At 66.3% G+C, this 7,299-nt stretch carries 6 protein-coding genes; 3 read left to right on the top strand and 3 right to left on the bottom strand.

The annotated features are described in order from the left end of the window. Positions 1-266: N-acetyltransferase (locus N878_RS09015; RefSeq protein WP_021443339.1), on the top strand; the 266-nt coding region annotated here is incomplete at its 5' end. A gap of 63 nt (positions 267-329) precedes the next feature. Further along, positions 330-665: a DUF2388 domain-containing protein gene (locus N878_RS09010; protein WP_031302941.1), complete on the top strand. Its 336-nt coding sequence runs from the start codon at positions 330-332 to the stop codon at positions 663-665. A gap of 107 nt (positions 666-772) precedes the next feature. Here the strand turns inward: N878_RS09010 and N878_RS09005 are convergent, their stop codons facing one another. From N878_RS09005 to desA, 3 genes are all read right to left on the bottom strand, one after another. Beyond that, positions 773-2,068: an OprD family porin gene (locus N878_RS09005; RefSeq protein WP_021443337.1), complete on the bottom strand. Its 1,296-nt coding sequence runs from the start codon at positions 2,066-2,068 to the stop codon at positions 773-775. A 429-nt stretch (positions 2,069-2,497) separates the two neighbouring features. Beyond that, positions 2,498-3,469: a sensor domain-containing diguanylate cyclase gene (locus N878_RS09000; RefSeq protein WP_021443336.1), complete on the bottom strand. Its 972-nt coding sequence runs from the start codon at positions 3,467-3,469 to the stop codon at positions 2,498-2,500. A 111-nt stretch (positions 3,470-3,580) separates the two neighbouring features. Beyond that, the gene (desA, locus tag N878_RS08995) at positions 3,581-4,771 is read right to left on the bottom strand and encodes a delta-9 fatty acid desaturase DesA (RefSeq protein WP_021443335.1); all 1,191 of its coding nucleotides are present in this window, start codon (positions 4,769-4,771) and stop codon (positions 3,581-3,583) included. Between the two features lie 169 nt (positions 4,772-4,940). Here desA and dibA point away from each other — a divergent pair, with 169 nt between their 5' ends. Next, complete coding sequence (dibA, locus tag N878_RS08990; RefSeq protein ID WP_021443334.1) at positions 4,941-7,235, top strand: phosphodiesterase DibA; 2,295 nt, start codon at positions 4,941-4,943, stop codon at positions 7,233-7,235. Positions 7,236-7,299 lie beyond the last annotated feature (64 nt).

Below are 7,299 nucleotides of genomic sequence, written 5' to 3'. Positions count from 1 at the left end.
CCGCCTTCGACCAGCAACTGCCGGAGGGTTGCGCCCGCCTGGAGTTTCTCGCCGTGGCCCCGCACAGCCAGGGACAGGGCCTCGGCGGCGCCCTGCTGCAGGCGACGCTGCAAGCGATGGCCGCCGCCGGCTGCAGCGCCGCCGCCCTGGAAACCGGCGCCGAACGCAACCTGGCGCTGTACCGTCGCCATGGCTTCGAACTGCTGGGTCACGCGGATTTCGACGCGCTGCGCCATTACAGCCTGTGGCGACCGACCATCGTGTGAGAGGAACCCCGAGCAGCAGGTGCGACTCCTACTAACGGAATCAAATCACAGGAGTACCACCCCATGCGTGTATCGAGCCGAGCAGCCCTGGCATTGGCCGCCTGCCTGATCGCCCAGACCGCCGCAGCCGACAGCCTGCTGCGCGACATCCTTTCCTCCGGGGCGACCACCGCCTCCACCTACCTGACCTTCAAGGACAAGAAGCTGGTCGTCGCCGCCGAGGAAGACGCCAGCAGCTTCGTCGCCAGCGCCGGCGAGATACGCGGCCCGCACCTGGAGGCGGCGCTGCAGCGGCTACGCAGTGAAAACCCCGAGCTGCAGGGCGCCGACGATATGGAACTGGCCAGCGCCATTCTCGCCGCCTCGGCCGGTCCGCTCGAGGCCAGCGACGCCCGCTAAGCCCAACGCGCGCATAAAAAATGCCCGCATCCGGAAGGATGCGGGCATTTTTCTTGTCGCGCTCGGGACGACAGGCCTGATGAGCCTGTCGAACCTCCGCCGGCTGATTACATCAGCGGCAGGGTGTAGCTGACGATCAGACGGTTCTCGTCGATATCGTTGGCGAAGTTCGAACGCACACTCGCATTGCGCCAGCGTACGCCGAGGTTCTTCAGCGCACCTTCCTGGAACACGTACATCAGCTCGGTGTTGCGCTCCCACTCGCGGCCTTCGGATACGCCAGCACCGCGGTCGACGTTGTCGCCGGTCAGGTAGCGGGTCATGAAGGTCAGGCCCGGGATGCCGATGGAGGCGAAGTTGAAGTCGTAGCGCGCCTGCCAGGACTTCTCGTCCTTGTTGGCGAAGTCGCTGATCTGCACGTAGTTGACCAGGAACGGGTCGGTACCGTTGATGTAGGCGAAGCCGGTGTCGCCGCTCATCTTCTGGTAGCCCAGGCCGAAGGCGTGGCCGTCCAGGCCGTAGGTGACCATGGCACCGAAGGCATTGTTGTCGACGTTGCTGCGGTTGCCGTCGTCGGTGGAACGGGCATAGCGGACGTCGGTCTTCAGGCTCTGCTTGTCGCCCAGCGGCAGCACGTGCACGGCGTTGAAGGAGTGCTGCTTGTACAGCTCGTCCAGGTTGGAATAGTAGTAACCGGCGGTCAGGTCGTTGGTCAGCTTGTAGGTGCCGCCGATAAAGTCGAACGAATCGGCGGTGGCGCCACCGCTCAGACGGATACCACGAGTACCTACAGTACCGCGGGTGCTATTGAAGCTATTGGTGATCGAGATGTCCTCGTAGTCACCAGAGTCACGATGGTTCACCTCGCGCACGTGCGCGGCTTCCAGCATCAGGCCGTCGATTTCCTGGGATACCAGGTGACCGGCTTCGAACACCTGCGGCAGCAGGCGGGCGTCGCTGGAGGCGATGGCGGCGTTCTTGAACTGCATCTGGCCGACACGCAGGGTGCTGTTGGAAATCTTGGCCTTGGCGGCGACGGCCAGATCCGAGTAGTTGTCCTGCGAACCGCCCGAGGAACGATCCGGGACCAGCAGACCGCTGCCGGCGGTGCCGTCGCCGGAATCCAGCTTGAAGCCGAACATGCCGATGGCGTCGGCGCCGAAGCCCACGGTGCCCTCGGTGAAGCCGGAGTTCATGCGCAGGATAAAGCCCTGGGCCCACTCTTCGGACTTGGAACGAGTGGGGGTTGGCGTATCGTTGTGCCCCTGACGGAAATCACGGTTGAAGTAGAAATTGCGGGCTTCCAGGCTGACCTTGGTGTCGCCGATCAAATCGGCAGAGGCCACTTGGCTCAGGCCCAGGGTGCTGGCGGCTACGGCCAGTGCCAGGGAGGTCTTTCTCATTATGTTTCTCTCCAGTGTGTTTAAGGTGACGCATCGCCCGAACACCGACTTCGGCACGAAGAGGCAGGCTCGGGACGAATCAGGCGAACGCAGGCGCGCGCGGGCACGGCAGGGCCCTCGCTGGCGCGGGTGCGTGGCAAACTCAGGAAGAACGGGACAACGGCGGACGCAACGGGGCGAACGGACGGGAACGGGCAGGACGATTCATGGGAGGGCTCTCGCGTCGTTGTTATTGTGCGCCAGCATCCGGGCCGGCATCTTGACGTGAGTTCAGGCAGATAGCGTGCCAGCTCTTCCAGAGCGCCGTGCAACGCCTCTAGAACGGGAGGTTAACGCTTTTTGGCAGGGGCGTTACCGCTCTATTACGCTACGCGACCGGCAATTTTCCGCTTATGCGACGCGCCGCTCAGGCGGAAAATCGCCAACGCCTCAACCCAGCACGATCTGGTTCTTGCCCTGGCGCTTGGCCAGGTACATGGCCGCGTCGGCACGGGCGTACAGCGCCTCCAGGTTGGCGTCGGCGGCGCGCAGGCTGGTCAGCCCCTGGCTGACGGTGATGCCGAAGCTTGCGCCGTCGTGCTGGAAGTTCAGGCGCTGCACCTCGCGCTGCAGACGCTCGGCCACCTGCAGGGCGATATCCGGCTCGCAACCGGGGAACAGCGCGGCGAATTCCTCGCCGCCGATGCGGCCGAACAGGTCGCCACGGCGCAACGCGTTGGCACCGCACTGGGCCAGGCGCTGCAGCACCTGGTCGCCGAGCTGATGACCGTACTGGTCGTTGATCTTCTTGAAGTCGTCGAGGTCGAGCAGGAGGAAGGCCAGCGGGCTGCCGTACTGCCGCGCATGCTCGAACTCGCGGCGGGCGCACTCGAAAAAGTGCCGGCGGTTGCTGCTCTGGGTCAGCACATCGGTGGTGGCCAGGCGATGCAGCTCGCCCTCCAGGCGTTTCTTCTCGGTGATGTCCTCGGCGATACCGACTATCACCTTGCCCTGAGCCGAACCGGGCCGCGGGCTGACGAAGCACTTGTCGCTAAGCCAGCGCAGCTGGCCGTCGGCGCGGATGATGCGGTACTCGCGAAACTCCACCGCACCGGTTTCCAGCACCTTGGCCAGGCTTTCCGCGGCGTACTCCACATCGTCGGGGTAGATGCTGTTGCGCCACTCGCCGTAGTCGGCCAGCAGCAGCGCGGCGGAGCGGCCGAAGATGCGCTCGTAGGCCGGGCTGACGTAGATCACCCGTTGTGCGTCCCAGTCGAACGCCCAGAGCGCGGCGTTGACGCTGCCCAGCAGGCTGCTGAACAGCTGCTCGCGCTCGCGCAGGCGCTCCACCTCGGCCCGGCTGTGCAGCAGGGCCAGGGTCAGTTCTTCCAACTCGGAAACGGCGTTGCCTTGATCGTCCATTACAGCGGCCATCCAATCCCTCGCATCAGCATTGCAATGAGCATAGTGCGAGCTGTTGGACAAACACAAAGGCCCGCCGTTCGGCGGGCCTTTGCAGGAAACGCGCGGCGATCAGGCAGCGGTTGCGGCAGGGCGCAGCGAGTAGGTCTTGAGTTGCTCGGCGAACTCGCGCAGCGACTGGATGCCGCTGGCCTCGGCCTCGTGCACCCACTGCTTCATCGCCTCGAGCATGTCGTGGCCGTTACTGCTGGTCTTGACCCAGATCTGCTGCAGCGCCAGGCGCTTCTCGTAGATCACCTTGAGCGCCTGGCTCTGCGCCAGCAGCTCGCTGATGCGTGCCTGGTGCTGCTCTTCCAGCAGGCTCGGCTCGCGCGACAGCAGGCGCTTGGCGCGGCGGAACAGGTGGCGCACCGACTCGTCGGCCTTGGCCACTTCCTGCTTGACCAGCGGCGCGATCACCAGCTTGCGGTACTGCGCCATGATCTGGAAGCGGTTGTTGAGGATGGCCATGGCGGTGTCCATGTCCAGGCTGCGCTTGCCCTCGACCCGGTGGGCAATGGGCGCGACGCGCTGCACCTGGGCCAGGCCGAGGAAGCTGAACAGCTTGATCCAGGCCCAGCCCATGTCGAATTCCCACTTCTTCACCGACAGCTTGGCGCTGTTGGGGTAGGTGTGGTGGTTGTTGTGCAGCTCCTCGCCGCCGATCAGGATGCCCCAGGGCACCAGGTTGGTGGCGGCGTCGCGGCACTCGAAGTTGCGGTAGCCGACGGCATGGCCGAGGCCGTTGATGACGCCGGCGGCCCACACCGGAATCCACATCATCTGGATCGCCCAGACGGTGATGCCGAGCACGCCGAACAGGGCCAGGTCGATGATCGCCATCAGCGTCACGCCGCCAATCGGATAGCGGCTATAAACATTGCGTTCGATCCAGTCATCCGGGCAGTTCTTGCCGTAGATGCGCAGGGTTTCCTGGTTCTTCGCCTCTTCCTGATAGAGTTCGGCGCCCTTGCGCAGCACGGTGCCCAGGCCCTTGACCACCGGGCTGTGGGGGTCGTCGACGGTTTCGCACTTGGCGTGGTGCTTGCGGTGGATGGCGGTCCACTCGCGAGTGTTCTGGCCGGTGGTCAGCCACAGCCAGAAACGGAAGAAATGCTTGAGCGCCGGGTGCAGTTCCAGTGCACGGTGCGCGGAGTAGCGGTGCAGATAGACGGTGACGCTGACGATGGTCACGTGCGTCATCAGCAGGGTCGCAGCCACCAGCTGCCAGACCGACAGGTCGAGTAAACCGTTGTACCACATGGACACTGTTGCCTCTTGAAAGGAAAACGCGGCCTGTCCTACAAGGACGAGCCTAGGCGCATTATCCCTGACCCAAGGCAGAAAACCAGTTGGTCTTTTAGATAAGAATGTTTCAGCCTCTAAGGCATCTATACTGCCCAGCATTTACAGGGAGCGTAGCCGCTTGCCCATGCGTATCGACACCGCCGCCTTGCGCCTGACCCTGGGCTATCTGCTGCTCGCCGCCTCGTGGATTCTCCTCAGCGACCAGCTGCTGGCCGCCCTCGGCCTGTCCGCGGCCCAGCAGGACCACCTGCAGTCGTTCAAGGGTCTGCTGTTCGTCGCCCTCACCGGCGCCCTGCTGTACCTGGTGCTGCAGCGCCACGCCCGGCACCATCGGCGCGCGCGGCTGCAGCTGGCGGACAACGAGGAACGCCTGCGCCTGGCCCTGGATGCCACCCGCGACGGCCTGTGGGACTGGGACTACGCCAGCCAGCGGGTGTTCTTCTCCGACGGCTACGCCGCCCTGCTCGGCCTCACCCCGCAGGCCCTCGGCGATACCCGCGAGGCCTGGGTCGCGCGCCTGCACCCGGAGGATCGCGAACGCGCGCTGCAGGCGCTCGACGCGGAAATGAGCGGCGCGCAGTACGAGAACATCTACCGCATGCGCCACGCCGACGGCAGCTACCGCTGGCTGCACTCGCGCGGCCGCCTGCTGCGCGACGAGGCCGGTCAGCCGCAGCGCTTCATCGGCGTGGCCAGCGACATCACCCAGCGCCGCGCCGACGAGGACAGCCTGCGCCAGGCCGCCGCGGTGTTCGACGCCACCCAGGAAGGCGTGCTGGTCACCGACCCCGAGCAGCGCATCGTCCACGTCAACCCGGCGTTCAGCCGCATCACCGGCTACGCCGCCGAGGAAATCCTCGGCCAGCAGCCCAGCCTGCTCAAGTCCGGCCGTCACGACGCGGCCTTCTACCACAGCCTGTGGCACGCCCTGCAGAGCCGCGGCGCCTGGAGCGGCGAGGTGTGGAACCGGCGCAAGAGCGGCGAGATCTACCCGCAGTGGCAGTGCATCCGCGTCATCCACGACGAGCAGGGGCGCATCAGCCACTATGTCGCGGTGTTTTCCGACATCACCGCGCTCAAGCGCTCGCAGCGCGAGCTGGACTACCTGGCCCACCACGACCCGCTGAGCAACCTGCCCAACCGCCTGCTGTTCACCGAGCGGGTCGCCCATGCCCTGGAGCGCAGCGCCGGCGAACAGCTGTGCGGCGCGGTGCTGCTGATCGACCTGGACCACTTCAAGCACATCAACGAAAGCCTCGGCCACAACGTCGGCGACCTGCTGCTCAAGGAGGTCGGCGAGCGCCTGCTGGCGGCGGTGCCGGCCGGCAGCACCCTGGCGCGCCTGGGCGGCGACGAGTTCGGCCTGCTCTGCGAGCACTGCGCCGAGGCGACCCAGGCCGCGGAGCTGGCGCAGCGCCTGCTGCGCTGCCTGGATGCGCCGTTCCGCCTGCACGGCCACGAGCTGTACATCGGCGCCAGCATCGGCATCAGCCTGTTCCCGGACGACGCCGCCAGCGTCGAACAGGTGCTGCGCAACGCCGACTCGGCGCTGTTCAAGGCCAAAAGCAGCGGCCGCGAGGGCTACGCCTTCTACGTCCAGGAGCTGACCGACTACGCCCGCCAGCGCGTGGAGCTGGCCAGCAGCCTGCGCCACGCCCTCGACAACCAGGAGCTGCGCGTTTACTACCAGCCGCTGCACGACTTGCAGGACGGCAGCGCGGTCGGCATGGAGGCGCTGGTGCGCTGGCAGCACCCGCAGCGCGGCCTGGTGTCGCCCGCCGAGTTCATCCCGATCGCCGAGGACAACGGCCTGATCGGCGCCATCGACGCCTGGGTGCTGGAGCAGGCCTGTCGCCAGATGGTGCGCTGGCACGCCGCCGGCAGCGCGCTGCGCTTCGTCGCGGTGAACGTCTCCAGCCGTCTGTTCGGCCGCGGCGAACTGGAGCAGCGCGTCGCCCAGGTGCTGGCCGACACCGGCCTGGCGCCGGCGCAACTGGAGTTGGAAGTGACCGAGAGCGCGATCATGGAAGACCCCGACGCCGCCCTGCTGCTGCTCACCCGCCTGCGCGGGCTCGGCGTGCGCCTGGCCATCGACGACTTCGGCACCGGCTACAGCTCGCTGGCGCGCCTCAAGCGCCTGCCGGTGGACAAGCTCAAGCTCGACCAGAGCTTCGTCCGCGGCCTGCCCGACGACGCCGAGGACGCCGCCATCGCCCGCGCAGTGATCGCCCTCGGCCACAGCCTGGGGATCAAGGTGCTGGCCGAAGGCATCGAGCAGGCCGCGCAGGCCGATTTCCTCCGCGAACTCGGCTGCCACTACGGCCAGGGCTACCATTTCGGCCGCCCGCAACCGGTGCCCAGCCAGCCCATCGGCGTGCCCGAAGCCACCCAGGCTGAGCGGGCCAGCACGGGAGACTGAACATGCGCGTGCTGATCCTCGAAGACGATCCCTGGATCGCCGACCTGCTCAGGCAGATCGTCCT

This window comes from Pseudomonas sp. EGD-AK9 (assembly GCF_000465935.2).
GTDB lineage: Bacteria > Pseudomonadota > Gammaproteobacteria > Pseudomonadales > Pseudomonadaceae > Aquipseudomonas.
Note: the sequence above shows the minus strand (reverse complement) of the source record. Positions and strands in the feature narration are given on the sequence as shown.